General features: G+C 64.4%; 24 protein-coding genes. 11 read left to right on the top strand and 13 right to left on the bottom strand.

Annotated elements, in window-relative coordinates; all coding sequences use genetic code 11:
• Positions 1-13 precede the first annotated feature (13 nt).
• The gene (locus FJ543_RS17205) at positions 14-817 is read right to left on the bottom strand and encodes a helix-turn-helix transcriptional regulator (RefSeq protein WP_140876070.1); all 804 of its coding nucleotides are present in this window, start codon (positions 815-817) and stop codon (positions 14-16) included.
• Between the two features lie 114 nt (positions 818-931).
• On the opposite strand from FJ543_RS17205, the gene FJ543_RS17200 reads away from it, so the two are divergent.
• On the top strand, positions 932-1,792 hold the full coding sequence (locus FJ543_RS17200) for an ATP/GTP-binding protein (RefSeq protein ID WP_140876068.1): 861 nt from the start codon (positions 932-934) through the stop codon (positions 1,790-1,792).
• A gap of 117 nt (positions 1,793-1,909) precedes the next feature.
• Positions 1,910-2,527 (top strand): DNA-3-methyladenine glycosylase, encoded by a 618-nt coding sequence (locus FJ543_RS17195; RefSeq protein ID WP_140876210.1) that lies wholly within the window; start codon positions 1,910-1,912, stop codon positions 2,525-2,527.
• Here FJ543_RS17195 and FJ543_RS17190 read toward each other — a convergent pair.
• From FJ543_RS17190 to FJ543_RS17175, 4 genes are all read right to left on the bottom strand, one after another.
• Entirely contained in the window at positions 2,517-4,247 is a 1,731-nt protein-coding gene (locus tag FJ543_RS17190; protein WP_140876066.1) for a SulP family inorganic anion transporter, read from the bottom strand. The two genes, FJ543_RS17195 and FJ543_RS17190, sit on opposite strands and share 11 nt — an antisense overlap.
• Positions 4,248-4,308: 61 nt before the next feature.
• On the bottom strand, positions 4,309-4,587 hold the full coding sequence (locus FJ543_RS17185; RefSeq protein ID WP_140792405.1) for a helix-turn-helix transcriptional regulator: 279 nt from the start codon (positions 4,585-4,587) through the stop codon (positions 4,309-4,311).
• 275 nt (positions 4,588-4,862) lie between these two features.
• Positions 4,863-5,567: a phosphatase PAP2 family protein gene (locus FJ543_RS17180; RefSeq protein WP_140660505.1), complete on the bottom strand. Its 705-nt coding sequence runs from the start codon at positions 5,565-5,567 to the stop codon at positions 4,863-4,865.
• An 8-nt stretch (positions 5,568-5,575) separates the two neighbouring features.
• Positions 5,576-5,917: a hypothetical protein gene (locus tag FJ543_RS17175; RefSeq protein ID WP_140618097.1), complete on the bottom strand. Its 342-nt coding sequence runs from the start codon at positions 5,915-5,917 to the stop codon at positions 5,576-5,578.
• A 168-nt stretch (positions 5,918-6,085) separates the two neighbouring features.
• Between FJ543_RS17175 and FJ543_RS17170 the strand changes: the two genes are divergently transcribed.
• Positions 6,086-7,477 (top strand): sensor histidine kinase, encoded by a 1,392-nt coding sequence (locus tag FJ543_RS17170; RefSeq protein WP_140712045.1) that lies wholly within the window; start codon positions 6,086-6,088, stop codon positions 7,475-7,477.
• The gene (locus tag FJ543_RS17165) at positions 7,474-8,136 is read left to right on the top strand and encodes a response regulator transcription factor (RefSeq protein ID WP_015314757.1); all 663 of its coding nucleotides are present in this window, start codon (positions 7,474-7,476) and stop codon (positions 8,134-8,136) included. Before FJ543_RS17170 ends, FJ543_RS17165 begins: the two co-directional genes overlap by 4 nt.
• 132 nt (positions 8,137-8,268) lie before the next feature.
• On the opposite strand, the gene FJ543_RS31465 is transcribed toward FJ543_RS17165, so the two are convergent.
• Positions 8,269-8,769 carry a hypothetical protein gene (locus FJ543_RS31465; RefSeq protein ID WP_181172852.1) on the bottom strand — a complete coding sequence of 167 codons (501 nt, stop codon included), beginning with the start codon at positions 8,767-8,769 and terminating at the stop codon, positions 8,269-8,271.
• 263 nt (positions 8,770-9,032) lie between these two features.
• Between FJ543_RS31465 and FJ543_RS17155 the strand changes: the two genes are divergently transcribed.
• Both FJ543_RS17155 and FJ543_RS17150 read left to right on the top strand, forming a co-directional pair.
• The gene (locus tag FJ543_RS17155; protein WP_140876064.1) at positions 9,033-11,036 is read left to right on the top strand and encodes a PhoX family phosphatase; all 2,004 of its coding nucleotides are present in this window, start codon (positions 9,033-9,035) and stop codon (positions 11,034-11,036) included.
• Positions 11,037-11,169: 133 nt separating this feature from the next.
• The gene (locus FJ543_RS17150; RefSeq protein WP_015314754.1) at positions 11,170-11,394 is read left to right on the top strand and encodes a hypothetical protein; all 225 of its coding nucleotides are present in this window, start codon (positions 11,170-11,172) and stop codon (positions 11,392-11,394) included.
• Positions 11,395-11,426: 32 nt separating this feature from the next.
• On the opposite strand, the gene FJ543_RS17145 is transcribed toward FJ543_RS17150, so the two are convergent.
• Positions 11,427-12,614, bottom strand: a complete 1,188-nt coding sequence (locus FJ543_RS17145; protein WP_140876062.1) for an NAD(P)/FAD-dependent oxidoreductase — start codon at positions 12,612-12,614, stop codon at positions 11,427-11,429.
• A gap of 95 nt (positions 12,615-12,709) precedes the next feature.
• Between FJ543_RS17145 and FJ543_RS17140 the strand changes: the two genes are divergently transcribed.
• Both FJ543_RS17140 and FJ543_RS17135 read left to right on the top strand, forming a co-directional pair.
• Positions 12,710-12,898 (top strand): hypothetical protein, encoded by a 189-nt coding sequence (locus FJ543_RS17140; protein ID WP_140619882.1) that lies wholly within the window; start codon positions 12,710-12,712, stop codon positions 12,896-12,898.
• Positions 12,899-13,056: 158 nt separating this feature from the next.
• Complete coding sequence (locus tag FJ543_RS17135; protein WP_140876061.1) at positions 13,057-14,094, top strand: phosphatidylglycerol lysyltransferase domain-containing protein; 1,038 nt, start codon at positions 13,057-13,059, stop codon at positions 14,092-14,094.
• A 27-nt stretch (positions 14,095-14,121) separates the two neighbouring features.
• Here the strand turns inward: FJ543_RS17135 and FJ543_RS17130 are convergent, their stop codons facing one another.
• Both FJ543_RS17130 and FJ543_RS17125 read right to left on the bottom strand, forming a co-directional pair.
• Entirely contained in the window at positions 14,122-14,901 is a 780-nt protein-coding gene (locus FJ543_RS17130) for an ABC transporter permease (RefSeq protein WP_015314751.1), read from the bottom strand.
• The gene (locus FJ543_RS17125; protein WP_041163616.1) at positions 14,898-15,824 is read right to left on the bottom strand and encodes an ABC transporter ATP-binding protein; all 927 of its coding nucleotides are present in this window, start codon (positions 15,822-15,824) and stop codon (positions 14,898-14,900) included. Before FJ543_RS17125 ends, FJ543_RS17130 begins: the two co-directional genes overlap by 4 nt.
• Before the next feature lie 236 nt (positions 15,825-16,060).
• Here FJ543_RS17125 and FJ543_RS17120 point away from each other — a divergent pair, with 236 nt between their 5' ends.
• Together FJ543_RS17120 and FJ543_RS17110 are read left to right on the top strand one after the other, a co-directional pair.
• On the top strand, positions 16,061-17,422 hold the full coding sequence (locus FJ543_RS17120) for a cytochrome ubiquinol oxidase subunit I (RefSeq protein ID WP_140876059.1): 1,362 nt from the start codon (positions 16,061-16,063) through the stop codon (positions 17,420-17,422).
• A 241-nt stretch (positions 17,423-17,663) separates the two neighbouring features.
• Positions 17,664-18,668, top strand: a complete 1,005-nt coding sequence (locus FJ543_RS17110; protein WP_140660324.1) for a cytochrome d ubiquinol oxidase subunit II — start codon at positions 17,664-17,666, stop codon at positions 18,666-18,668.
• A gap of 70 nt (positions 18,669-18,738) precedes the next feature.
• Here FJ543_RS17110 and msrA read toward each other — a convergent pair whose 3' ends face one another.
• The 4 genes from msrA to FJ543_RS17090 form a co-directional block, all read right to left on the bottom strand.
• Complete coding sequence (gene msrA / locus FJ543_RS17105; protein WP_015314746.1) at positions 18,739-19,464, bottom strand: peptide-methionine (S)-S-oxide reductase MsrA; 726 nt, start codon at positions 19,462-19,464, stop codon at positions 18,739-18,741.
• A gap of 225 nt (positions 19,465-19,689) precedes the next feature.
• Positions 19,690-19,986 carry a hypothetical protein gene (locus FJ543_RS17100; protein ID WP_015314745.1) on the bottom strand — a complete coding sequence of 99 codons (297 nt, stop codon included), beginning with the start codon at positions 19,984-19,986 and terminating at the stop codon, positions 19,690-19,692.
• Between the two features lie 116 nt (positions 19,987-20,102).
• Positions 20,103-20,807 (bottom strand): DUF1223 domain-containing protein, encoded by a 705-nt coding sequence (locus FJ543_RS17095; protein WP_015314744.1) that lies wholly within the window; start codon positions 20,805-20,807, stop codon positions 20,103-20,105.
• A gap of 180 nt (positions 20,808-20,987) precedes the next feature.
• Positions 20,988-22,052 carry a TadE/TadG family type IV pilus assembly protein gene (locus FJ543_RS17090; RefSeq protein ID WP_015314743.1) on the bottom strand — a complete coding sequence of 355 codons (1,065 nt, stop codon included), beginning with the start codon at positions 22,050-22,052 and terminating at the stop codon, positions 20,988-20,990.
• A gap of 207 nt (positions 22,053-22,259) precedes the next feature.
• Between FJ543_RS17090 and lepA the strand changes: the two genes are divergently transcribed.
• Positions 22,260-24,065 carry a translation elongation factor 4 gene (gene lepA / locus FJ543_RS17085; protein WP_015314742.1) on the top strand — a complete coding sequence of 602 codons (1,806 nt, stop codon included), beginning with the start codon at positions 22,260-22,262 and terminating at the stop codon, positions 24,063-24,065.
• Positions 24,066-24,160: the final 95 nt, after the last annotated feature.

Raw genomic sequence — 24,160 nt, 5'->3', positions numbered from 1 at the left:
GACCTGGGCCGGTCTAAGCGGGTAGCGGCCGCCGGCCTTTCGCTGGGGAAGGCTGATCCTTCATCCGCGCCCCGGCATCGCGTGGATGCGGCCCGATGGGCATGATCGCCTCGAATGGCGTGGCGCCAAAGGCAAAGGTCCATTTGTAGCCGATCAACCCGTCCTCGGGCGTGGTGTGCTGGTCGTGATGTGCCAGCAGTCTCGCCCGGTCGGCCAGTTCCTCGGCCTCGCGCCGCACCATCTCCGCCGTCTCCGGACGCATTCGCCTGGAGAAGCTGACGAAGGTCGCCTCCTTCTCGATATGGGTGATGGCCCAGCCGATGAAATTCTTGTTGGTCATTTCGAACAGCGGCCTGAGCGGCCCCTCGAAATTCCACTGGATCGGCGTTTCGACCAGCAGTTTCGCCGACAGGCCACGGCCAAGCGCGATCAGGCCGAGTTGCTCGAGGTCGCGCAGATAGAGGAACATCGAGGCCTCGCTCAGGCCTTGCGAGCGCATGATGCCTTCAGGCGTGAATTTTTCCGACAGCATGACGAAGACGAACAGCAGCGCCGGCCGGCCGGCGAGCCGGCGCTCGATCTCGGGCGCGATGTGGTTGACCGGCCCCGGCCCGCGGTTCATCGAGCCGAGCACGTTTTCCAGTTCGACGCCGGCGGCCGCACAGATCTCCACCAGCCGGTCGAGCTTGCAGTTCTTCTCATGGAAGATGCGCTTCACCGTCGGCTCGGAAACGCCCATCCGTTCGCCGAGCTCACGATAGGTGACACCCTTGGCCTTCAGTGTCCGTTTCAGCGCCTCGAAGATCGGGCCGTTCATGGAATGCGCCTCTTGCCGGCGGTTTCGTATCGATATTCGATACTAGCTTCAATCCGCCTTCCCGAGAAGTATCGAAAATCCTAGCTGTTCACCGACGTTCACAGGAGAGCAGCCATGAACATTGTCGTCACTTCCGCCGTCATCGCCGCCATCGGCATTGCCGCCGCCCAGGCCGCCCAGGCCGACGAGCTCTGGCGCGAAACGGGCCTCGAACAGCCTGAATCGGCGCTGTTCGACGCCGCCAACGGCCGCATCATCGTTTCCAACATCGTCGGCAATCCGGGCGACGCCGACGGCAACGGCTACCTCAGCCTGCTGTCAACGGATGGCAAGATGGTGAGCCAGCACTGGACCGACGGCATGGACGCGCCCAAGGGCATGGCGATATCGGGCGGCAAGCTCTATGTCGCCGACATCACCAAAATCCGTGTCGTCGACCTCGCCAGCGGCAAGCTCATCGCCAGCATCGTGGTCCCTAACGCGGTCTTCCTCAACGACATGACTGCGGATGCCTCGGGCAAGGTCTACGTCACCGACATGCTGGCGGATGCGATCTACCGCATCGACGGCGACAGGCCGGAACTGTTCGTCAAGGATCTGCTGCTGGCCTCGCCCAACGGCGTGTTCGCCGATGGCGACAGGCTGATCGTGGCCTCCTGGGGCAAGGGCATCAAGGCCGACTTCAGCACGGCCGAGCCCGGCGGGCTGCTGGCGGTCGACATCGCCAGCAAGGCGGTGACGCCGCTGGCGGGCGCCCAAAACTTCGCCGACCTCGACGGCGTCGTCGCCATCGGCGGCACCATCTATGCGACGGCCTACATGACCGGCACGCTCTACCGATACCGGACCGGCGCAGCCCCGGAAGCGCTGGCGCATTTCAAGCCGGGCAGCGCCGATATCGGCACCGACGGCAAGTCGATCCTCTACGTGCCGCTGATGAACGAAGGCGAGGTCGCGGCGCTCAAGATCGAATGAGCGCTGGCGTCCGCACGACCTTCGCTGACAGCCGTGGATGGAGCGTGGTAGGACGGTCCCTCCACGGCAATGGTCAAGGAGGTGTGCCATGGACGACCGGGAGATCAGAGCGGCCCGATGGATCCCGTGAGCCACAGCGACAAGCATCGTCCGCTCGCGCGAGAAGAGCTCCCGGACGATACGGCCGCGCTCGCCCGGTTTCTCCTAGGCAAGCTGGTGGTGCGCGACTTGCCCGAAGGCAGGATCAGCGGCCGCATCGTCGAGACGGAAGCCTATGTCGTCGGTGATGCGGCCGGGCACGGCTTTCGAGGGATGACGCGGCGCAACCGGTCGCTGTTTCTCGAAGCCGGGCACGCCTATGTCTACCTCGCCTATGGCACCTCCTTCATGCTGAATGTCTCGAGTGAGACGAAAGGGGTCGGAACCGGCGTGCTGATCCGGGCGCTGGAACCGCTGGAAGGCGTCGCGATCATGCGGCTGAACCGAGGCGTCGAGCGCCTGCGCGACCTGGCGCGCGGTCCCGGAAGGCTGGCTGCGGCGTTGCGGATCGATCGTTCGCTCGACGGGATCGACCTGTGCCGGGAAGGCCCGCTGTGGCTCGCTCAGGACGAATGTGAGCCCGGCGCGATCGGACAGGGCATCAGGATCGGCATTTCGAAGGACGCCGACCGCCTGCTGCGGTTCTACGTCAAAGAAAGTCCGTTCGTCAGCGGCCCGGCATCGCTCAATCGCTGAGAGACGGCTGCTCCGCCTCTTGTTTCCCCGCCAATTGGCCCCGCGCGTCGCGGATCGACGCGGCATAGGTCACCAGCGGCGGCTTGACGCCGTGATTGATCAGCATGCGCCGGATCTGCGGCGAGGCGCCCGAAATGATGAAGCGCACGCCGGCGCGCCCCGCCTTGTGGGCCGCGCTTTCGATGACATTGGCCGCCGTCGAATCGAAAAGCGGCACGGCCGAACAGTCGAGCACGAAGTTGCGGCGCTGGTCGGCGATGCGGTCGAGCACGCTGCCGACGGTGGACGCGGCACCGAAGAAGAAGGCGCCCGAGATGCGGTAGACGACGGTGTCGGCGTCGCTTGCCTCCGCGGAATCATAGGCGCGGGCGCCGCCGACGCTGTCGGCGACATCGTCCTGCGCCAGGTCCGCCTCGACCGCGACGGACTTGGCCATGCGGTCGATGAACAGGATCGAGCCGAGCGCGAAGCCGACGACGATGCCTTCGGTGAGGTCGCGGAAGACGACGATGAGGAAGGTCGCCATCAGCACCAGCGCATCGCCGCGCGATGCCCTGAGCAGCGTGGCGAAGGCTTGTTTCTCGACCATGTTCCAGCAGACCACCGCCAGGACGCCGGCAAGGGCCGCGAGCGGGATGTAGCTGGCAAGCGGCGCCGCCACCAGCATCAGCACCAGCAGGATTCCCGAATGGACCATGCCCGAGACCGGACCGTGTGCGCCGGCCCGCACATTGGTGGCGGTGCGGGCTATGGTGCCGGTGGCGCAGATGCCGCCGAACAAAGCGGACGCGACATTGGCGAAGCCCTGCGCCACCAACTCGCAATTCGAGCGGTGCCGCCGGCCCGTCATGCCGTCTGCGACGACGGCCGACAGCAGCGATTCGATGGCGCCGAGCAGCGCGAAGGCGATGGCGTCCGGCAAGACGTCGAGCATCCTGCCGAAGCTGACGGGTGGCATGCCAGGCCATTGCAGGCTGCGCGGAATGCCGCCATAGCGCGTGCCGATCGTCTCGGCCGGCAACGCCAACAGCGCCACGACCAGCGAGGCGAGCCCGATGGCGATCAACATAGCCGGCCATTTCGGCCGCCAGCGCTTCAGCAAGACGATGGTCGCGATGGTCAGTGCCGCCACGCCGGTCGCCGCGAGGTTGATCGTGCCGGCTGCTTCGCCAAGCGCGATCAGCTTGGGCACGAATGGTCCGGGCTCCCTGCCCGGCAAGGTCAGCCCGAACAATTCGACGATCTGGCCGGAGAAGATGATGACGGCAATGCCGGCGGTGAAGCCGACGGTGACCGGATAGGGAATGAACTTGATGTAGGTGCCGAGCCGGAGATAGCCGATGGCAATGAGGAACACACCGGCCATCATCGTCGCCAGCAGCAGGCCGTCGAGGCCGACGCGCGCCACCGTCGCCGCCACCAGCACGATGAAGGCGCCGGCCGGGCCGCCGATCTGGAAGCGGCTGCCGCCCAAGGCCGAGATGATGAAGCCGCCGACGATGGAAGTGTAGAGGCCACGCTCCGGCGTCACGCCCGAAGCGATCGCGATCGCCATCGACAGCGGCAGCGCGACGATGGCGACAGTCAGCCCGGCGATGACATCCGCCTTGAAATGCGGCAGCCGGTAGCCCTCCCGCCAGACCGTCACCAGCTTCGGCGTGAACAGCTCGGAGAATGTCGGCTTCACCGCCTGATGCACTGCCTGACGCGCTTGATCCATGGACTGCCCCTGCAAAAGCGGCGGGATCGTCGGCAGGACTGTCGGCGGTCGCCGTCGCGACTTATTCCGGCTCGGCCTTGGCATCCGGCGGCATGGCGGGCTTGAGGCGCACGCCCCTGCCGCCGCGCTCGCTGGCCTGGTTCTCGCCGATCAGTTCCACCCCGGCTTCGTCGAGAGCCTGGATGACCTTCATCAGCGTATCGACCACGCCCCTGACCACGCCGCCGCTCGCCTCCATGCGCTGGATGGTGGGAAGCGAGACGCCGGCGCGCTCGGCGAGCGTCCTCTGGTCGATGCCGGCCAGCGCCCTTGCGGCGCGCATCTGCGCGGCAGTGATCATCGGCCGGAATCCCCGTCTGAGCCTGCTGACATAACGTATAATACCATCATTATCATGTTTCAAGCATCATTGTATCGGTTTTAGACGTAACCACCGCCACCTGATGCCCATTTTCTTCGATACCTGCCAAGGATTTCAGGTAGGGTGGCATGCATCAGAGGCAGGGGGTACGCGGGTGAACGTTTTCAAGACCTTGGTGATATCGGCAGGCTTGCTGTCGACGGTTCTGGTACTGACGGGCTGCGGAGGGCACCTCATCAACAGGTTGATCTGACTCAGTCAGGCTCCTCGCTCACCGCCTTGCGCCGTTGCAGAAGCCTCGCCACCAACCAGCATAGCATCGCCCAGGCGAAGCCGGCACACCAGCCCGCCAGCACATCGGACGGCCAGTGGACGCCGAGATAGATGCGGCTGACGCCGACCAGCACTGTCGTCAGCACCGCCAGGAACAGCACGTAGACCTTGGTTGTCCGGCCCGGCAGGAAGCGCGCCGCCAGCGAACCGAGCGTGAGGTAGGTCACCGCCGACAGCATGGCATGGCCGCTCGGGAAGGAAAGCGACGTCTCGTTGACGAGATGCGAAACCAGTTCCGGGCGCGGCCGGTCGACGCCGACTTTCAGCAGGCTCGACAGCACCTGGCCGCCCGCCACGGCAACGAACATGAGAAGCGCCGTCGCCGGGCGGCGGATCAACAGCAGATAGATGATCGTCGCCGCCGTGATCAGCACCAGAACACTGGAGCTGCCGAGGCTGGTGATGTCGCGCATCGCGCCTTCCAGCCATGGCGGACCGATCGGGATCGCCGGTTGACCGGCCTGGCGGAATGCAAGCAGGATTTCGGTATCGAAGGCGTGCGGCGTGGTGGCCCGTGCCACCTCCATCAATTCCTCGAACGCCCACAGCCCACCGGCGATGACCAGGCCGGCCAGCAGCACCGGGAATTCGACCCGGTTGAGCAGAGCTTTCGCGGCGTTCTTCATCGGCACCGTTACAACCGCCCTTGCAGATAGGGCCCAAGCGTGATCAGCGCCACGGCTGCGATTGCCAGCGCGATGCCGGCCGCCTGCAGCGCGTTGACGCGCTCGCCGAAGAACACCAGCGCAACGACATTGACCGAAACCAGCTGGATCACCGCCGAGAGGCTGAACGATACCGACATGCCGAACTCGCGGATCAGCCGCAGCATGATCAGATTGCCCAGCGAATAGAGCGCCAGCGTCAGCAGGATCTTGCCCAGGCTGGGCGCCAGCCCCCATTGCTTGGCGGCGGTCGCCGCCAGCAGGAAGATCACCGTCGAAAAGCCGAGCTGCAGAAGTCCCGAAAAACTCAACGTCCCGTCCCCCTCGAAGCAGCTTTCGCCTGATATCGCCGACCTTGTTTCCGAAGCGTGCCGGAACGTCAAGCGACGTCGTTCAAACGAGGGTCTTGGCAACGGCGAGACTGAAGCTCAATGTGCCGGAATCGCCCAGCCTGTCGATAGAGGGGCGGTCAGGGGTTCATGATTCGTATTTTTCAGAACTTGGCGCGGCGCTGGAGCGAGCTTTCCCTTGCCCTGCAATTCGTCGTTGCCGGCGGTTTTGGGCTGCTGGTCGTCATGGTGATCGTCGGGACCTGGGTGACGACGCAGATCCGGGACGGCGTCACTCGCAATTCGGCCGCCACGACGGCGCTCTATGTCGACAGCGTGATTGCGCCGCTGCTGCCCGACCTGCGCAAGAGCGAGGAGCTCAGCGCATCCGTCAAGCAGGCGCTCGACGAGACGCTCGGCCAGGGCGCGCTCGGCAAACGCCTGGCATCCTTCAGGCTCTGGCGCCGCGACGGCACGATCCTCTATGCGAAGGACTCGGCTTTGACGGGTCGCCGCTTCGACCTGAACGACAATCTGCGTTCTGCCTTCCAGGGCAGCGTCGTTGCCCAGTTCGATACGTTCGACGAGAACGAAGACAAGGAGCGGGCCGCGGGTGTGCCGTTGCTCGAGATCTACAATCCAGTGCGCGAGCCCTGGTCCGGCGAAGTGGTCGCCGTCACCGAATTCTACGAGGTCGCCAGCGATTTCAAGGCTACCCTGGCTTCCGCCCTGCTGTCGAGCTGGCTGGTCGTGGCCGGCACCACCTTGACGGCATTTCTGCTTCTGTCGGGCATCGTCCTGCGCGGCAGCCGCATTATCGACGACCAGCGCGGGGCGCTGCGCCGCCAGGTGTCCGAGCTGCAGGGCCTGGTGACGCAGAACAGCGCCTTGCGGCATCGTGTGCAGCGGGCGTCCCGCCGCGCCACCGCGCTCAACGAAAGATATCTGCGCCGGATCGGCGCCGACCTGCATGACGGCCCTGCCCAGCTCGTGGCGCTGGCCGCGCTGCGCATGGATAGTCCGGTGTTTACCGGCGACGGGCATGGCAGCGAAGGCCGCTCGACCGAAATCGCCATGATCCGCAAGACGCTGGAGGATGCGATGCGCGAGATACGCGGCATCTGCACCGGCTTGGTCCTGCCGCAGATAGAAACGGCGGCGGCGGCGGACGTGCTGCGGCTGGCCGTCGAGGAGCATGAGCGCCGGACGGGCACATCGGTGACGCTTACGATGCCGAGACATTTGCCGGAGCCCGGCGCTTCTGAGAAGATCAGCATCTATCGCTTCGTGCAGGAGGGGCTGAACAATGCCTACCGCCACGGACGGGGCAAGGATCAGGCGGTGCGTGCAGGCATGAAAAATGGTAGGCTTTTCGTTGAAGTATCGGACGGCGGACCGGGCTTCGATCCGGCGCGGGCCGAGGGGTTGGGCCTTGCCGGCCTCAGGGAGCGGGTTGAAAGCATTGGCGGCCAATTCGAAACACTCACAGGGCCGAAAGGCACGAAGCTGGTGATCCGTCTTTCGGTCGAGGAGCAAGCATGATCGGCGCCATCCGCATTGCCATTGTCGACGATCATCCGCTGTTCCGCGAAGGCGTGACACGCAGCCTGTCGGAGATCGGCGGCTTCGAGATGGTCGGCGAAGGTGCGACCGCGCAGGACGCGGAGCGCATCGCCTCGACCATGCAGCCCGACATATTGCTCATCGACATTTCAATGCCGGGCGGCGGCCTGGCCGCGGTTGCCAGCATCCTTGCCGACCATCCCGCCCAGAAGATCGTCATGCTGACCGTTTCAGAGGCGAATGCCGATGTGACCAAGGCCTTGAACGCCGGGGTGCTCGGCTATGTCCTCAAAGGCGTCGGATCGCGTGCGCTTGCCGATATCCTGCGCAACGTGGCGGCCGGCGAAAGCTATCTTTCGCCGATGCTGTCGGCCCGGCTGCTTTCCGACGTGCAGTCCTTGCAGCCCGCCAACGGCGTGGCGGACCGGCTGCGGCAACTCACCGGCCGGCAGACCGAAATCCTGCGGCTGGTGGCGGAGGGACTGAGCAACAAGGAAGTCGCCTTACGCCTGGAGCTGCAGGAGAAGACCGTCAAGCATCACATGACGGGGGTGCTGTCGAAACTCAACGTACGAAACCGTACTGAAGCGGCCCTCATCATGCGCGAGTTTCGCGACCGCGACAGGGACCGTTCGTAGCCATCGTGGAACGCCGCGAAACGAGGTCACCTCCGCCGGGGGGCGGCGGAGGTGACGTGTGAAGCTGGTCGTTGCCTGTTGACCAGCTTCACAAGGCGAAATTCATAGGGCCGAAATTCAAGGGGTCGAAATTCATAGCGCCTTGAGACGGCTGGCGTCGGCCGGTGTGGCACGGCGATCGACGATCGTGCGGCCGAGCTTATCCTTCATGCTGAAACGGCCGTTCTCGATCGTTTCCGTCAAGCCGTCAGGGTGCTGAACTGTAATGTTGCTGCCGTCCACGTCGACCGTGTCGCCGGTCGTGGCGTTGACATGGCTTGTGCTCTGGTTGCCCTGGCCCTTGCCCTTTCCGCTATTCCCGCCGCCGCTGTTACCGCTATTGCCGTTGCCGCTGTTTCCTCCATTGCCGCTGTTGCCGCCACCGCCACCGCTGTTACCGCCACCGCCATTCCCACCGCCACCGCCGTTCCCACCGCCACCGCCGTTGCCACCCTTGTCGGCATGTGCGGTCGCGGCATCGATTCCAGGCACGAAGCCATGGAAGGCTATTCCATAGGGAGCGATGGTCAGCGCCAGAACGGCCGCCGATCTGAGAGCCAGACGGCAACAACGGGCCGTGATCGATCCACGCATACTGATCTCCGTCGATTGAGCCGGCGCGCTCACCCCAACGTTGCAGTGCAACAACATCGCCGAAAGACGTGGTGACCGGAAGCGACCTCCGACCGTTGCGTTTGTCCCCCAGGACCTTTGCAGGCGCAAGCTTGGACCAAAGTCCCAGGCGAGGCGTGAAAAATCGGTCTCGTGAGCGAGCGGCAGCGGAGATACCATGTCACGAAGATGTGATCAGCCGACTGTAAGCCGGAAGCTCCAGCCAAAACCCACCAGAGGTTCCCATGACCGAACATCGCTCCCCCGACGCCCGATTCCGCACCAGCCTGCTCGAGGAAAACGAAGGCCCGGCCAACAATCCCAGCGAGAACCGCACCATGGGCGAGATCATCGCCGCGCGGTTCTCGCGCCGTGGCTTCCTCAAGGGTTCGCTTGCCGTTTCGGCGATCGCCGCCACCGTCAGCCCGCTGGCCATGATCGCCGCCGACGGTGCCCGCGCCGCGGAAGGCTCAGCGTTCAAATTCGACGAGCTGGAGGCCGGTATCGACGATAAGCACCACGTCGCGCCGGGCTACGACGCCGACGTTTTGCTGCGCTGGGGCGATCCGCTGTTTGCCGATTCGCCGGAATTCGACCCGACGAAGCAGTCGGCGCAAGCCCAGGCCAGGCAGTTCGGCTACAACAACGACTATGTCGGTTACATCCCGCTCGATGGCTCGGCCGAACATGGCTTGCTGGTGGTCAACCACGAATACACCAACCCGCATCTGATGTTCCCAGGCATCGTCAAGATTGTCGAGAAGGACGGCAAGAAGTCGGCCGAGGTGGCGCCGCTCTCGAAAGAGCAGGTCGATGTCGAGATGGCCGCCCATGGCGGCACCATCGTCGAGATCCGCAAGGATGGCGGCAAATGGCGGGTGATTCGCGACGGCAAGCTCAACCGCCGCATCACCGCAAACACCGAGATGGCGCTGTCGGGCCCGGTTGCCGGCCATGACCGCGTCAAGACCAATGCCGACCCGTCCGGCGTCAAGGTGTTCGGCACCATCAACAATTGCGCCGGCGGGGTCACGCCCTGGGGCACGTATGTGATGTCCGAGGAGAACATCCATGGCTATTTCTCCGGCGAGCTGCCGGAGGGCCACAAGGAGGCGGCCAACTACAAGCGCCTCGGCATTCCGGAAGGCGCCTATGAATGGGGCGCGCACTATGACCGCTTCAACCTGGCCAAGGAGCCGAACGAGCCCAACCGCTTCGGCTGGATCGTCGAGGTCGATGTCAACGACCCGGCCTCGGTGCCGCGCAAGCGCACCGCCATGGGCCGCTTCAAGCATGAGGGCGCCGAATCGATCGTCGCCAAGGATGGTCGAGTGGTCTTCTATCTCGGCGACGACGAGCGCTTCGACTATGTCTACAAGTTCGTCACCAAGGGCATGTTCAACGCCGGCGACCGCGCGGCCAACAAGGATCTGCTCGACGACGGCACGCTGCATGTCGCCAAATTCGCGGAGGACGGCTCGGTCGAATGGATGCCGATCGTGTTCGGCCAGGGGCCGCTGACGGCGGAAAACGGTTTTGCCGGCCAGGCCGACGTGCTGATCGAGACACGTCGCGCCGCCGACCTCCTTGGCGCCACTAAGATGGACCGGCCCGAAGACATCCAGCCCAATGCCAGCAACGGCAAGGTCTATGTCATGCTGACCAACAATTCCAAGCGCAAGGCCGATCAGGTCGACGCCGCCAACCCGCGTGCCGAAAACGCCTTCGGCCACATCATCGAAATCGTCGAGGACGAGGGCGATTTCGCCGCCACCAAGGGCAAGTGGGAAGTGCTGCTGAAATGCGGCGACCCGTCGGTGGCCGCCGTCGGCGCCACCTTCTCCACCGCGACGACGGCCAATGGCTGGTTCGGCATGCCCGACAATTGCGCGGTCGATTCGGCCGGGCGCCTGTGGGTCGCCACCGACGGCCAGGGCCCGAAGGCAACCGGCCGCACCGACGGCCTGTGGGCGGTGGACACGGAAGGATCGGCGCGGGCGACCTCGAAGCTGTTCTTCCGGGTGCCGATCGGCGCCGAAATGTGCGGCCCGCTGTTTGCGCCGGACGACCAGACCGCCTTTGTCGCCGTCCAGCATCCGGGTGACGGCGGCGAGGATTGGGAAGCGTTCGGCCGGCCCTCCTATTATGAGGACCTGTCGACCCGCTGGCCCGATTTCAGGCCCGACATGCCGGTGCGGCCGGCGGTGGTCGCCATCACCAAACAGGGTGGCGGCAAGATCGCCGTCTGAGGTCGGGCGAGACAAAAATGAGAGGGGCTCCGGCGATCCGGGGCCTCTCTTTTGTGCGATATCATATTCAAGCCTCGGGAAAGATTGGCAATTTACACGTGGCGCCCTAGATCGTGATCAGGAGATCATCGCCATGCCCAAGTCGATCTACGACCGTGGCCTGCTCAAACCTGACGAAGTGGCCACCTTGCAACGTGTCTTCGACGAGGCCTGCCGCCGACGGCAAGCGCATCCCGAATCCGTCGAGGCGCGTGAATTGGCGCTCACCTTGCTGGCCCTCTACAATGCCGGCATGGTCGACGAGGAGATGCTGACCGAGGCTGTCGGTTTCCGGCGGCTGGAGCCGAAATCGGCGTGACGCCGACGGCAAATGTTGTCCTATGCGGTCGCTCAGCGTGAGGCGCCGGAGGGGCGGGATGAGCCGGCGATCCGCGCAGCTATCGCCTTGGCCAATATGCCGGCATTGGCAAAGCAGCCGCGGATGCTCGGCCGCATGCCGGTGAACCACAGGCCGGGCAGTTTCGGATCGGCCTGGCCGCCGTTGAAGAGCGGAACGCCCTTCTCGTCGAGCACGCCGAGATTGCCGACCATCCGCTCCAGCCCAGTGCGGTAGCCCGTCGCCGCAATGACGATGTCGGGAGCGATCAGGCTGCCATCGGCCAGGATGACGCCGTCGCGGGTGAACTCCCGTACCCCGGGCACCACCACGATCCTGCCCGATTTAATGGCATCGACGGCGCCATCGTCGGCGGCGATCGCGGTATAGTCCGAGGTCAGGCGGCTGGCGCCGCCCGCGGGCGCGGGCGGCACGCCGAATTTGGTGAGATCGCCGAACACCAGGCGCTGCGTCACCGCCATCACCGCATCGGCGACGCGCAGCGGCAGGCGCGCCATGAGCGGCGAGAGGCGGTGCACGGCGATCTTGCCGACCCGCTTGGGCAAAAGGGCGGGGCCGTTGCGGGCCGACAGCCAGACAGCGGCGGTATCGACACCGGCCAGATGATTGAGTGCGTCGAAGCCCGAATTGCCGGCGCCCACAACCAGCACCTTCTTGCCCGCATAGGCCTGGGCATCGCCAAAATCCGCCGAGTGGATGATCCGGCCCGCGAACGCCTGCATGCCCGTCCACTGCGGCGTGAAGGGTTCCCGGTCGCGGCCGGTGGCCACAACGACATGGCGCGCCAGGCGCGAGCCGGCGCTGGTGCGCACGACCCAGTGATCGCCCCTGAACGTGATGGACTCGACGGAAACGCCAAACTCCACCGGCAAACGGTTCGCCTCATGGAAATCGTTCATATGGCGGATGACGACGTCCCGGTGCGGAAAGGCAGGGGTGCCCTTGGGATAGGCAAGGCCGGGCAGCGCCGAGAGATCGCGGTGGGTGTTGAGGTGCAGCTGCTCGTGACGCCGGCGCCAGGGCTCGGCCAGCCGGCTTTCCTTCTCCAGGATCGCCGTCGCCACGCCGGCCTTCATCAAGGCCCTCGCGACGGCCAGCCCGGCGGCGCCGGCGCCAATGACGATCGCCGGCTCGACCGTCACCGCCTGCTCCACCATCGATCTGCTTGTCGTATCAGCCATTCACTCTCGAACCCCATTCGCCCTCGCGGCAGCCCCTGAAGGCTCGCAGGCCGCTGTAACAGTTTGATCGCGCGCAGGACCCGAACGGCAACTCGATGCCGATTTTCGATGGTCCCGCGCCGAGGCGGCTTCGCGTCTGGAGCATTTCCGCCCGGCCGAAACAGCCGGTCGCGGCACCGCGTCAAAACCACGACATGGAGCGCATTACCCGCTTCCGTCCGAATACATCCAGCCCTATATGGCATATCCGCGGCATCGGCGATAATCAGGTCGCGGCAAAGTGATTGATTCGAGGTCCGGGGGCTGGCGGATCTCGTCACGGACGCGGGCATTCGAAACTGGCAACCCGATTTCGGCTACCCTGCGAAAAATCAAGACGCCGTGGCGCGTCTTGCGTGTCGTCGGACACGTCGCGCCATGGACGGCACGCGGAATCTCGACCATGCCCTCCTTGCGGATCTATTTCGACAACCTCCTTGAGGGAGCCTCGCCCAAGGTCGAGCGCCGGGCGCTGACGCATGTCGAACGGCTGGCGCTGGTGCGCCGCCATGGCGACTTCTCGCTCGCCTATTCCACCGCCGTGCAAAGCAAGCTTTCCTATTTTGGCGATGCCGACGGTTACATCGCCTTCGGCACCAAGATGAGGCATCATTTCGCGCTCGGCGATCCGGTGGCGGCGCCGGATCGGCGGCCCGATTACATCAGGCGCTTCGTCGAGAGCGCTGGCGGCCCGTGGTTCGTGCAGATCGGCGAACAGACCGCCCAGGTCCTTGCCGGCCTTGGCTACAAGATCAACCGGCTGGGCATCGACACGCGCCTCGCTCTGCCCGACCATGACTTTTCCGGCAAGCGCAACGAAACGGTGCGTTATTCCGAGCGCTGGCTGCTGAAGAAGGGCTTTTCGTTCGAGGAGGACAAACGCACGATCCATCTCGACGAGATCTCCCGGCTGTCCCAAAACTGGCGCGGCGACCGCATCGTCAAGCGCTGGGAGATGGGTTTCCTCAACCGACCGTTCTACGATCAGCTCGGCACCGATATGCGCCGTTTCGTGCTGCACGGCCCCGACGGCGATCTGGTCGCCCTGCTCGATTTCGATCCGATGTTCGCCGACGGCAAGGTGGTCGGCTACACCACGGCCTTCAAGCGCAAGCATATCGATGCCTCGCCGCATGCCGAGATCGGCCTGACCAAATTCGCCGTCGACCGCTTTCGCGAGGAAGGCATTTCGGTGGTGACGCTCGGCCTGTCGCCGCTGCTCGATGTCGGCCCGAGCGGATTTGCCGAAAGCGAGTTCTGGCGCAACGCCTTCCAGCGCGCCTACGATTCGCCCTGGGTCAACCGCCGCAGGTTCAACCTGCAGGGGCAGGCGGCATTCAAGCGCCGCTTCCACGGCGCCGAGGAGCCGGTCTACATCGCCTTTCGCGAGGGGACCTACATCGAGATGCTGGGATTGCTGCGGCTGGTCAAGGCCATTTGAGGCCTCTCTCACGACCTTAGGGCCGCGTCAGTTCCTCAGCCGGTAGCCGGTCCGGAAGATCCAGGCGACGATCGCGATGCAGACGGCCAGGAACACCAGCGTCATGCCGAGGCTGACGACGACCGAGACATCGGCCTTGCCGTAGAAACTCCAGCGGAAGCCGCTGATCAGGTAGACCACCGGGTTGAACAGCGTGATCGTCTTCCAGATGCCGGGCAGCATGTGGATCGAATAGAAGCTGCCGCCGAGGAAGGTCAGCGGGGTGATGATCAGCAGTGGCACCAGTTGCAGCTGCTCGAAGCTTTTCGCCCAGATGCCGATGATGAAGCCGAACAGGCTGAAGGTCACCGCCGTCAGGATCAGGAAGGCGAGCATCCAGAACGGATGTTCGATGTGCAGCGGCACGAACAGCGAGGCGGTGGCCAGGATGATCAGGCCGAGGATGATCGACTTGGTCGCGGCGCCGCCGACATAGGCGATGACGATCTCCAGGTAAGAGACCGGCGCCGACAAAAGCTCGTAGATCGAGCCGACGAATTTCGGGAAATAGATGGCGAAAGAGGCATTGGAGATCGACTGCGTCAACAGCGACAGCATGATCAGTCCCGGCACGATGAAGGCGCCATAGGCGATGCCGTCGATTTCGGTGATGCGCGAGCCGATGGCCGAGCCGAAGACGACGAAATAGAGCGACGTCGAGATGACTGGCGAGATGATGCTCTGCAGCACGGTGCGGAACGCACGCGCCATCTCGACCCGGTAGATCGCCCAGACCGCGCGAAAATTAGGGGCCGCACGCAGGTTCATGGCTCTTGCCTCAGGAGATTGACGAAGATCTCTTCGAGCGAGCTGTTCTTGGTGTCGAGATCGCGGAACTGGATGCCGGCCGCCTCGAGATCCCTGATCAGCGAGGCAACGCCCGGCCGGTCGCTCTGGTTGTCGTATGTGTAGGTGAGTTGCGTGCCATCCGGCGACAGTTCGAGCGCATAGCGCGAGAGCCCGTCGGGCACGCTGCCGAGCGGCGCGCGCAGCTCCAGCCTCATCTCCTTGCGGCCGAGTTTGCGCATCAGTTCGGCCTTGCCCTCGACCAGGATGATCTCGCCGCGGTTGATGACGCCGACGCGGTCGGCCATGGCCTCGGCTTCCTCGATATAGTGCGTGGTAAGGATGATGGTGACGCCGTCCTCGCGCAGCCGCCGGACCATCGCCCACATGTCCTGGCGCAGTTCGACGTCGACGCCGGCGGTCGGCTCGTCGAGGAACAGGATGCGCGGCTCGTGCGACAGCGCCTTGGCGATCATCAGCCGCCGCTTCATGCCGCCCGACAGCGTGATCGCCTTGGCGTCCTTCTTGTCCCACAGCGACAGGTCGCGCAGCACCTTCTCGACGAAGGCCGGATTGGCCGGCTTGCCGAACAGGCCGCGGCTGTAATTGACGGTCGCCCAGACGCTCTCGAACGCGTCGATGGTGAGTTCCTGCGGCACCAGCCCGATCAGGCTGCGCGCGGCGCGATAGTCTTTGTTGATGTCGTGGCCATCGACGGTCACGGTCCCCGACGAGCGGTTGACGATGCCGCAGACGATCGAGATCAGCGTCGTCTTGCCGGCGCCATTGGGGCCGAGCAGCGCGAAGATCTCGCCGCGCTGGATATCGAGGCTGACTTCCTTGAGCGCGGTGAAGCCGGTGGCGTAGGTCTTGGAGACCCCGGAAATGGACAATATGGAGGGCATGGTTGAAAACGGCTGCCTGAAAGAGGTGACTTGATATAGGCCTGTTGTCGCCCAGTGCAACCGCAAGTCAATGCCCTGCTGCCAGTTCTGGACATCGAAGCGCGGAGCTGGTTGGGAATGCGCCGCGTCCATCCGGTAAAATTGTCCTGTGGCGTTCAGCCTCGCGGCAGGAGGCCGCTTTGACCTGACCCCGCTTCGGGCCTATCCTTCGCGAGTATTTACAGCCGGAGCCCGCCATGGACCCGCTCATACTGTCGCGCATGCAGTTCGGCGCGAATATTTCGTTTCATATCCTGTTTCCGACAATCACCATTGCCCTTGGCTGGGTGCTGCTGTTCTTCAAGCTGCGCTACAACGCGACCAATGATTCCGCCTGGATGCGCGCCTATTTCACCTGGGTGAAGGTGTTCGCGCTGTCGTTTGCCATGGGCGTGGTCTCGGGCGTCACCATGAGCTTCCAGTTCGGCACCAACTGGCCGGGCTACATGCAGCATGTCGGCAACATCGCCGGACCGCTGCTCGCCTACGAGATCCTCACCGCTTTCTTCCTCGAGGCGGCCTTTCTCGGCATCATGCTGTTCGGCTTCCGCCGCGTCTCCAACCGCATCCACACGCTGGCGACGGTGCTGGTCGCCGGCGGCACGACGCTGTCGGCGTTCTGGATCATCGCCCTCAATTCCTGGATGCAGACGCCGGCCGGCTTCGAGATGCGCGACGGCGTCGCGCACGCCGTCGACTGGTGGGCCATCGTTTTCAACCCGTCCATGCCCTACCGGCTGGTGCATATGCTGCTCGCCTCGGGGCTTACCGTGTCGTTCCTGATCGCCGGCCTCTCAGCCCTGCGCTACCTCTATGGCGACCGTTCGGAATCGATGTGGAAGGCGCTGCGCACCGGCGTCTTTACCGCCGCGATCCTGATCCCGATCCAGATCCTGGCCGGCGACCAGCATGGGCTCAACACGCTGGAACACCAGCCGCAGAAGATCGCCGCCATGGAGGCCAACTGGAACACCGGCCCCAACGTGCCGCTGGTTTTGTTCGCGCTGCCCGACGAGGCGGCCAGGGAAAACAAGTTCGAGGTCGCCATTCCGGACGGGGCCAGCCTTATCCTGCGGCACTCGACCGACGGTGTCGTGCCGGGGCTGAACGACTATCCCGGCAATCATCCGCCAGTCTTTCCGCTCTTCTGGAGCTTCCGCATCATGGTCGGCACCGGGCTTTTGATGCTCGCCGTCTCCTGGTCGGCGGCCTTCTTCCTCAAGCGCCGGCACGCGCTGCCAAAGCCGCTCGCCCTGCTGATGGTGCCGATGGCGCTGTCGGGCTGGCTGGCGACGCTGGCCGGCTGGTACACGACCGAGATCGGCCGCCAGCCCTGGCTGGTGACCGGCGTATTGAAGACCGCCGACGCCGTCGGGCCGGTGGCCGGCAGCCATGTCGCGCTGACGCTCGCCATTTATCTCCTGCTCTACGTGCTTTTGCTGATCGCCTATCTCGGCGTACTGGTGCACCTGGCGCTGAAGGCGGCCAAGGACGGCGACACCTCGCCGCTGCCGGGTGTTCTCAACGCACCGCTGTCGCAGCCGGCCGCGGGGGAGTGAGCATGTTTTCATTGCAGGCCCGCGCCGCCCCTCACCTGCCTGCCGGCATCCTCTCCCCGTATAGGGACGGGGAGAGGAGCGCTGAGTCCTATGGTTTCGCCAATCGCCAACGTTGCATGGATGGCGCCGGCGTTGCGGCCAGCCCGCTTCTCCCCGTCCCTATACGGGGAGAAGTGCCCGGCAGGGCGATGAGGGGCTGCGCTAGCTTCGCAAACCGAAGTCAGGGCGTGAGGAGAGCAAGATGACCTATGACTGGCCGACCCTGCTCCCCCTGATCTTCGCCGGACTGATGGGCCTTGCCATTCTGATCTACGTCATTCTCGACGGTTTCGACCTTGGCATCGGCATCCTGTTCGCCGCCGCCGAGGACACCGAGCAGGACACCATGATCGCGGCGATCGGCCCGTTCTGGGACGCCAACGAAACCTGGCTGGTGCTGGCCGTCGGCCTGCTGCTGGTCGCCTTTCCGCTGGCGCATGGCGTCATCCTGACGGCGCTCTACATTCCGGTCTTCGTCCTGCTGGTCGGCCTGATCCTGCGCGGCGTCGCCTTCGATTTCCGCGCCAAGGTGCCGGCGGGGAAGAAACATCGCTGGAACCGTATTTTCTTCCTGGGCTCGCTCATCGCCTCGCTGGCGCAAGGCTATATGCTGGGCGTCTACGTGCTCGGCCTCGATGTCGGGCCAGGCGGCATGGCGTTTGGCGTGCTGGTGGCGTTCTGCCTGGCGGCGGCCTACGCGGCGATGGGCTCCGCCTGGGTGATCTACAAGACCGAAGGCGCGCTGCAGAAGAAGGCGGTGCTCTGGCTGCGCACCGCGCTGGTGCTGACCGCGCTCGGCATGGCCGCCGTGTCGCTGGCGACGCCGTTCGCCAGCCCGCGCATCTTCGCCAAATGGTTCGTCTGGCCCGAGATGCTCTATCTGTCGCCGCTGCCGATCCTGTCGGCGCTGCTGTTTGCCTGGCTGTGGCGGCAGACCTTCCATCTGCCGAGGCCTGACGATCGCCATTCGCTGACACCGTTCCTGACGCTGGCCACCATCTTCGCGCTCGGCTTTGCCGGCCTGGCCTGGTCGTTCTATCCCTATGTGGTGCCCGATCGCCTGACCATCTGGCAGGCGGCGTCGGCGCCCGAAAGCCTGGCGATCATCCTGGCCGGCACCGTGGTGGTGCTGCCGGTCATCATCTTCTATTCGTTCTATGCCTACCGCGTGTTCGGCGGCAAGGCGACGGATCTGACGTATGATTGAGGCGCGATGACAGCGCCTTTCTCCCCGTATAATGACGGGGAGAAAGGCCAGAATGGCGCGCCTCGCAATCTCAGTTGCTCGCCGACAGCACCAGCACCGGCTTTTCGCTGTAAAGCGCCGGGAACAGCGTCTTCAAATTCGCCACCTTGGGCAGGTCGTTGTAGACGATGTAGGGATAGGTCGGGTTCAGCGTCAAAAAGTCCTGGTGGTAGGTCTCGGCCGGATAGAAGGTCTTGCCGGTCTCCAGCGTGGTGACGATCGGCTCGCCGAACACTTTGGCCTTGTCGAGCTGCGCGATGTAGCTCTGCGCGATTTTCTTCTGGGCGTCGTTTTCGGCGAAGATCGTCGAGCGGTACTGGGTGCCCGAGTCCGGACCCTGGTAGTTGAGCTGGGTCGGGTTGTGGGCGACCGAGAAATAGACCTGCAGCAGCTGGCCGTAGGTCACCTTGGACGGATCATAGGTGATCTCGACGGACTCTGCGTGGCCGGTGCGGCCGGTGCCGACCGTCTCGTAGACGGCGTCGTCCTTGGCGCCGCCGGTATAGCCCGAGACCGCCTTGCTGACGCCCTTGACGTGCTGGAACACGCCCTGCACGCCCCAGAAGCAGCCGCCGGCGAAGATCGCCTTCTCTGTGCCGGTGGCCGCTTTTTCGTCGATTGCCGGCGGCGGGATCTTCACGGCATCCTCGGCGGAGATGGCCGGCGTCAGCCAGAAGGCGGCGCCCGCGACGGCAAGGGCGAGGGCGGCGAGCGCGCCCCGGACAAAGCCTGTCGAACGTTTGTTGATAGTGGTCATGGTTGCACTCCTCATGGCTTCCATTGGGATCAGTCTATTGGATCAGCTACGGTGGCGCGATGCGTGAGTTGCGGCGGAGGCTCACATTCGCGTGCGCCCCCAGACTTTCTGTTTCGACCCCGTTGCCGAAGCAAAACCGCTTCAAGCCTTTCCCGGGGGGCTGCTCCAGCAACTGTCCCCGGCTGGACAGGGAGCCCGCCAGGGACAGAAGGCCACGCACCAATCTCAATTGGCGGTGGCATCCGTTGCCGGCTTCATCGCGTCGGTCGCCGGTTTCATCGCATCCGTGGCAGGCTTCATGGCGTCCGTAGCGGGCTTCATGGCGTTGGTCGCCATCGGGTCGGCGGGCTTCATCGCATCGGTTGCCGGCTTCATGGCGTCCGCGGCCGGCGCCATGGCGTTGGCGGCGGGCTTCATTGCATTGCTGGCATCGTCGGCGCGGGCGATGCCGCCGGCAAACAGCGCCGTGGAGCACAAAGCGAGGGCGAGCGCCGGCAGCGTCAGGCGGGAGAAAGTGGTCATGGTCGGTTCCTTGGGTTTACGGGTTGATGGCACGCCCTTTGGGCGGCCGGGCTCTTGCACCGCTGCTCATGCGGCGGTGCAAATCTCTGTTTGGCAAATCTCTGCTCGAACGCGATCTAGTTGGCGGCGGCGGCCAGGATCGGTCCGCCGCCGGGCGACTGCACCAGCACGGCGGTGCTGAGGCCGCCCGAGGCCGCCGGCAGATCGAGCGTCTTGGCGTCGCCGCTCCAGCTGCCGAGTTTTGTCAGCGCATGCACGACATTGGCATGCGGCAAGGTGCGCCCGGTGTTCTCGCCGCGCGCCACCGGCACCTCGACGACACCCTTGGTGTAGCGCACCAGCCAGACATCGGCATGGCCGCCCGGAGCGGCGCCGGCGCCGATCGCGACCTTGCCGCCCTCAAGCGCCAGCGACGGGCCGCCGGTCTTGGCCGTGGCCGCGATCAGATGTTCGATCTCGCCGGGTGCTGCGCCGACGACGTCGGCATGGCCGTTGACCACCACTTGCGGCGTGAACGGCCCGTCATGGCCGAGCGATGGCTCGTAGGATACCTGGCGCTGCGTGAATTCCTGCTTGCCGAACGTGTCCTTCCAGCCGAGGTAATCCCAGTAGGTGACGTTGAACGACAGCGCCAGCACGCCGGGCCGGTCCTTGACCTTGATGAGGTTGGCGTTGGCCGGCGGGCAGGACGAGCAGCCCTGGCTGGTGAACAGCTCGACCACGGTGAGCGGCTGGGCGAGGGCGTTGGCAAGCGATCCGGCGAGCGCCAGCGCGGCGAGGCCGGACAGTGCGAAAAACCTGCTTGGTAGGACTGGCGACATCGGCTTGCTCCGTGGGGCGACGCTACGATGCGCCGCTCATATCCCCACTTCGCCGCCACGGACGGCTTCGTTACAACGCTCACCGGTTTGTGATTGAAGAGCGCTCTGCCCTGCGCGCCTCAGAGATTGGCGAACACGGTCGCCAGCTCCAATCTCACCCACGAGGGGAGATCGGCAGCGTCACTGTGTCAGCGCCGTCTCCGAGGGCCGCTTGTTGTAGTCGCATTTGCCGGTCACGTTGTAGAAGAAGTCGGCGTTGCTGACTGGCGCCGGGACCGAGTTGCCGCCATCTTCCCAAGCCTGGTAGGCTGTCGCGCCGCAAGGCACGACGCTGAAGATGTCGACAGGCTGACCGGTGGCCGTCTCGGTCAGGGTGGTCGCGCTCAAACCGCTATAGAGCCGGTTGGACGTCGTTGGATCGTTTGAGATCAGCTTTTTCGGGTTGCCCGACGGTACGTCCATCTGCAAATAGAGGCCGCCCATCGCGCTGACGTCGATCGCCGCGCCGGCGCTGTTGGCCGGATACATCGTATCGACGCAGTAGTATTTCGTGCCGCTCGCATCGGTCTTGAGGGTCACGCCGCTTGGCGGATTGTTGCCGACGGTGCAGACCTGCTTCTGGACCAGCGTGGTGACGGTCTTGCCGGCTGAATCGGTGGTGAGGACGTTGACATTGGTCGTGCCGTAGCCCTTGGGATCCTTGGTGTTCCCATAGGTATAGTCGATCGTCATCAGCGGCTTGGCCACCGTCGCACCGAATTGCGTGCCGTAAAGCGTCATTGTCTTGTTCCAGTAACCCGAAACCCCGGAGACCTTGAAGGTAGCCGCAACCAGCGCGGGCGGCTTGCTGACCGCAGAGGCGACGGCGATCGGTACGGTGTTGATCCTGGCGATGCTCATGAAAACGGTCGGCATGGCGAAACTCGCCGTGGCCTGCGCCGTGGTGGCGGTGGTGGTGTTGCCGGCCACGAAGTTGGTCAGCGTCGCGGTGCCTTGTCCACCGTTTGCGGCGAAGGAATCCTGCAGCAGCGTCTGGCGCTGCGCCAGCGTCGACGTGATGTCCATGGTCGTGATCGTCAGGATCGCGGCATCCAGCGCCTGCTGCTGGTTGGATTTGGTCTGGACCGCGCTTGTATAGTCGACCGAGAAGCCGATGACCGCGATCAGCGGCATCAGGCTCACCAGGAAGAGCGGCATCATCGACCCGCTGCGGGAGCGGGCAAAGCCGCGCAAAACCCTGAACATTTCAAACCCCCGACAGACATTAGCGAGCGTGCAATTACCACGAGCCGGCGAACCAAGCTCTAATGTGACCGATCAAAGTTTATGCATTCTTTGCCAGTAGGCCGGTTTTTTCGATTTTTTCGCTGATCTCACCGCTTTGTGAGCGGCAAGGCAGCCCTTGGGCGCCAAGCCTTGCCGCCGCTTGCCGCCCCTGCTAAAGCGCGCGGCATGAGCACGCCCCTCGACCACATCCGGAATTTTTCCATCGTCGCCCATATCGACCATGGCAAATCCACGCTTGCCGACCGCCTGATCCAGTCCACCGGCGGGCTGGAGCTGCGCGACATGAAGGAGCAGGTGCTGGACTCGATGGATATCGAGCGCGAGCGCGGCATCACCATCAAGGCGCAGACCGTGCGGCTGAAATACCGCGCCAACAATGGCGAGGACTATATCCTCAACCTCATCGACACGCCCGGCCATGTCGACTTCGCCTATGAAGTGTCGCGCTCGCTCGCCGCCTGCGAGGGTTCGCTGCTGGTGGTCGACGCTTCGCAAGGCGTCGAGGCGCAGACGCTGGCCAATGTCTACCAGGCCATCGACAACAACCACGAGATCGTCGTGGTGCTGAACAAGGTCGACCTGCCGGCCGCCGAGCCCGAGCGCATCCGCGAGCAGGTCGAGGAGGTGATCGGCATCGACGCCTCCAACGCCGTGCTGATCTCGGCCAAGACGGGGCTCGGCATTCCCGACGTGCTGGAAGCCATCGTCCACCAATTGCCGCCGCCGCGCGAGGGCGATGCCACGGCGCCGCTCAAAGCCATGCTGGTCGACAGCTGGTACGACGCCTATCTCGGCGTCATCGTGCTGGTGCGCATCATCGACGGCGTGCTGAAGAAGGGCCAGACCATCCGCATGATGGGCACCGGCGCCAAGTACCTGGTCGAGCGCACCGGCGTGTTCACGCCCGCCCGCATCAATGTCGACGAGCTCGGCCCCGGCGAGTTCGGCTTCTTCACCGGCTCGATCAAGGAAGTGGCCGACACCCGCGTCGGCGACACCATCACCGAGGACAAGCGCCAGACCGCGCACGCGCTGCCCGGCTTCAAGCCGGCGCAGCCGGTGGTGTTCTGCGGCCTGTTCCCGGTCGACGCCGCGGATTTCGAGGATCTGCGCGCCGCCGTCGGCAAGCTGCGCCTCAACGACGCGTCCTTCTCCTATGAAATGGAAACCTCCGCCGCGCTCGGTTTCGGCTACCGCTGCGGCTTCCTTGGCCTGCTGCATCTCGAAATCATCCAGGAGCGGCTGGAGCGCGAGTTCAACCTCGACCTCATCGCCACGGCGCCGAGCGTCGTCTACCGGCTGCTCCTCAATGACGGCTCGATGAAGGAACTGCACAACCCGGCCGACATGCCCGACGTCGTGAAGATCTCTGCCATCGAGGAGCCGTGGATCCGCGCCACCATATTGACGCCCGACGACTATCTCGGCGGAATTCTAAAGCTCTGCCAGGACCGGCGCGGCATCCAGGCCGACCTCTCCTATGTCGGCAAACGCGCCATGCTGACCTACGACCTGCCGCTCAACGAAGTCGTCTTCGACTTCTACGACCGGCTGAAGTCGATCTCGAAAGGCTACGCCTCGTTCGACTATCACCTGACCGACTACCGCGAGGGCGATTTGGTGAAGATGTCGATCCTGGTCAACGAGGAGCCGGTCGACGCGCTGTCGATGCTGGTGCACCGCACGGCGGCGGAAAAGCGCGGCCGCCAGATGGTCGAGAAGCTCAAGGAGCTGATCCCGCATCACCTGTTCAAGATCCCGATCCAGGCCGCGATCGGCGGCAAGGTCATCGCCCGCGAAACCATCTCGGCGCTGCGCAAGGACGTCACCGCCAAGTGCTACGGCGGCGACGTCTCGCGCAAGCGCAAGCTGCTCGACAAGCAGAAAGAAGGCAAGAAGCGGATGCGCCAATTTGGGAAGGTGGATATCCCGCAGGAGGCGTTTATCCAGGCGCTGAAGATGGGCGATTGAGAATATTATTCCTCGAGTTCCTCGGGTGTTCGGCTAAGATGCCGACATGATTCGAAAATCCAAACCTTTGCGCGTTGTCAGCTTGTTCAGCGGGG

This window comes from Mesorhizobium sp. B2-5-7 (assembly GCF_006440875.1).
Lineage (GTDB): Bacteria > Pseudomonadota > Alphaproteobacteria > Rhizobiales > Rhizobiaceae > Mesorhizobium > Mesorhizobium australicum.
Note: the sequence above shows the minus strand (reverse complement) of the source record. Positions and strands in the feature narration are given on the sequence as shown.

Excerpts from the sequence above, each read along its gene's own strand:
- FJ543_RS17205 (WP_140876070.1), bottom strand. The coding sequence starts at position 817 with ATGAACGGCCCGATCTTCGAGGCGCTGAAACGGACACTGAAGGCCAAG.
- FJ543_RS17200 (WP_140876068.1), top strand. The coding sequence starts at position 932 with ATGAACATTGTCGTCACTTCCGCCGTCATCGCCGCCATCGGCATTGCC.
- FJ543_RS17195 (WP_140876210.1), top strand. The coding sequence starts at position 1,910 with ATGGATCCCGTGAGCCACAGCGACAAGCATCGTCCGCTCGCGCGAGAA.
- FJ543_RS17190 (WP_140876066.1), bottom strand. The coding sequence starts at position 4,247 with ATGGATCAAGCGCGTCAGGCAGTGCATCAGGCGGTGAAGCCGACATTC.
- FJ543_RS17185 (WP_140792405.1), bottom strand. The coding sequence starts at position 4,587 with ATGATCACTGCCGCGCAGATGCGCGCCGCAAGGGCGCTGGCCGGCATC.
- FJ543_RS17180 (WP_140660505.1), bottom strand. The coding sequence starts at position 5,567 with ATGAAGAACGCCGCGAAAGCTCTGCTCAACCGGGTCGAATTCCCGGTG.
- FJ543_RS17170 (WP_140712045.1), top strand. The coding sequence starts at position 6,086 with ATGATTCGTATTTTTCAGAACTTGGCGCGGCGCTGGAGCGAGCTTTCC.
- FJ543_RS17165 (WP_015314757.1), top strand. The coding sequence starts at position 7,474 with ATGATCGGCGCCATCCGCATTGCCATTGTCGACGATCATCCGCTGTTC.
- FJ543_RS31465 (WP_181172852.1), bottom strand. The coding sequence starts at position 8,769 with ATGCGTGGATCGATCACGGCCCGTTGTTGCCGTCTGGCTCTCAGATCG.
- FJ543_RS17155 (WP_140876064.1), top strand. The coding sequence starts at position 9,033 with ATGACCGAACATCGCTCCCCCGACGCCCGATTCCGCACCAGCCTGCTC.
- FJ543_RS17150 (WP_015314754.1), top strand. The coding sequence starts at position 11,170 with ATGCCCAAGTCGATCTACGACCGTGGCCTGCTCAAACCTGACGAAGTG.
- FJ543_RS17145 (WP_140876062.1), bottom strand. The coding sequence starts at position 12,614 with ATGGCTGATACGACAAGCAGATCGATGGTGGAGCAGGCGGTGACGGTC.
- FJ543_RS17140 (WP_140619882.1), top strand. The coding sequence starts at position 12,710 with ATGCCGATTTTCGATGGTCCCGCGCCGAGGCGGCTTCGCGTCTGGAGC.
- FJ543_RS17135 (WP_140876061.1), top strand. The coding sequence starts at position 13,057 with ATGCCCTCCTTGCGGATCTATTTCGACAACCTCCTTGAGGGAGCCTCG.
- FJ543_RS17130 (WP_015314751.1), bottom strand. The coding sequence starts at position 14,901 with ATGAACCTGCGTGCGGCCCCTAATTTTCGCGCGGTCTGGGCGATCTAC.
- FJ543_RS17125 (WP_041163616.1), bottom strand. The coding sequence starts at position 15,824 with ATGCCCTCCATATTGTCCATTTCCGGGGTCTCCAAGACCTACGCCACC.
- FJ543_RS17120 (WP_140876059.1), top strand. The coding sequence starts at position 16,061 with ATGGACCCGCTCATACTGTCGCGCATGCAGTTCGGCGCGAATATTTCG.
- FJ543_RS17110 (WP_140660324.1), top strand. The coding sequence starts at position 17,664 with ATGACCTATGACTGGCCGACCCTGCTCCCCCTGATCTTCGCCGGACTG.
- msrA (WP_015314746.1), bottom strand. The coding sequence starts at position 19,464 with ATGACCACTATCAACAAACGTTCGACAGGCTTTGTCCGGGGCGCGCTC.
- FJ543_RS17100 (WP_015314745.1), bottom strand. The coding sequence starts at position 19,986 with ATGACCACTTTCTCCCGCCTGACGCTGCCGGCGCTCGCCCTCGCTTTG.
- FJ543_RS17095 (WP_015314744.1), bottom strand. The coding sequence starts at position 20,807 with ATGTCGCCAGTCCTACCAAGCAGGTTTTTCGCACTGTCCGGCCTCGCC.
- FJ543_RS17090 (WP_015314743.1), bottom strand. The coding sequence starts at position 22,052 with ATGTTCAGGGTTTTGCGCGGCTTTGCCCGCTCCCGCAGCGGGTCGATG.
- lepA (WP_015314742.1), top strand. The coding sequence starts at position 22,260 with ATGAGCACGCCCCTCGACCACATCCGGAATTTTTCCATCGTCGCCCAT.